The organism is Abyssisolibacter fermentans, assembly GCF_001559865.1.
Classification (GTDB): Bacteria; Bacillota; Clostridia; order Tissierellales; family MCWD3; genus Abyssisolibacter; species Abyssisolibacter fermentans.
Genome location: NZ_LOHE01000120.1, coordinates 1 through 1,679 on the forward strand (window position 1 = coordinate 1; position 1,679 = coordinate 1,679).

General features: G+C 28.9%; 1 protein-coding gene. It reads right to left on the bottom strand.

Translation table 11 applies throughout. The features are described 5' to 3' along the window. Window positions 1-107: 107 nt before the first annotated feature. Window positions 108-1,577 (bottom strand): ISLre2 family transposase, encoded by a 1,470-nt coding sequence (locus AYC61_RS20470; RefSeq protein ID WP_066507747.1) that lies wholly within the window; start codon window positions 1,575-1,577, stop codon window positions 108-110. Window positions 1,578-1,679: the final 102 nt, after the last annotated feature.

Genomic DNA, 1,679 nt, shown 5'->3' on the forward strand with positions numbered 1-1,679 from the left:
GATAGCGTTAATTTACTGTAGGAAATATAAGGACAGAAAAATCCCCTTGTGATATTACAAGAAATGTACTGATTTGAGTATATCATATTTTTTTAAATTTATTTCTTTTATCCACATATTCCCCTTAATTTTTTTAATGAATAATATAAACCACTGATTTTACCAGATTCAGATACTGTTGTATCACTTCTCCATACATCTAAGTATTTCTCTCTTTTTCTCTTAATTTCTTTATCTACTTTTCTCTGTATTGCTTCTTTTATTTCTCTTTCTTCTATTTTCTTCTTGTATCCTATTAAATTGCGTATCTTTCCTCCGTTTGCCTTATATATTCTTAGTCTTGATATCTTATCTACTCCTACTTTTGACCATCCTAGTGGTCTAGAACTCATTCTAGCTGAATATATATGGCTTATATGCCCTTCTGCACTACATCCCACTCTTGCACACTCGTCATCATTTTTTATGATAATTCCATTCCATTGGCTTAATATATATTCTTTGCTTTTTATAACTGCTTTTTTCTTAGTCTCATTTGAGGTTAAGTCTAATATGTCTTTATATATTTTCTTTATATCCATCTTACTTTCAAAGCTAAATGCATCAAATATTGACTGTTTAAAATCTTCTCTCATTTCTCCTAAGTGGCTTGTTGCTTGTGTTATGTATTTGTTTAGATGGTATTTATCTAGTACAAATCTACACTTTGCTCCAATCATTTCTATGCCTATTTTTATCCATGATGCACCATCTCCTGATAGATAAATTCTTTCTAATACCTCATCATCATAGTTTTCGTCTATATACTTTACTACTTCTTGCCATAAATCTTCTGGTTTGGAATACACTCCTCCAAAGTAATGTTTGTTTATTAATTTATTTCTTTTTCCATTCAATGTCTCTTTTTCAATACCTTCGTAAACATATACTAGCCTTGGCATTATGGTATTTTGTTTTCTTCCATTCTTATCTTTTTTTAAGTCACCTTTTTTGTTACTAAACTGAAGTGATACATGATCTTCATCTGCATCTATGTACAATACTTTAACTTTTCTTTTTTCTGTACATACTTTTTTTACCTCAGGTATTTCTAAATCATGAACTTGCTTTAATACCGCTTGCTTGCTAATTATATCATCTGTATTCGTTGCATTTTCTCCACTTAATCTATAACTATTATCAGCAACATTTTCTAATGTTTTAACAACAACATCATCACTTATCCTCATGTGACTATTTATGCCAACCGCCTTATCGGCTAAATAGTCTCTTTCTCCTGTTTTCTTTGATTTAAAATATGTTCTTTTATATTTAACTTCTCCACATGTTGTCATAAAGCTATTGCTATCTTTTCTTATTATGCTCCAATTCTTTTTTCTTGAAATATCATTTCTGTATATTTCATCTATTAATTCCAGTACTTCAGAAATTATATTACATTGAAGCTCTTGTAACGGTTTATTCAGCATGTTTACTAAATCTCCGATAGTTTGTGTTTTGTCTTCTATAAATGTTTTTATTATTTTTTCTAAAATTTTTACCCCAAATTCATTAAAATGTAGTATACTATCATACATAAGAAAGCACCATCCTTTTGTTTTATTTGTTTTGTCAAACTTATATTATCACAAAAGGGTGCTTTCTTTTTTTATTTTTTCCTACAATAACTTTACGCTAAC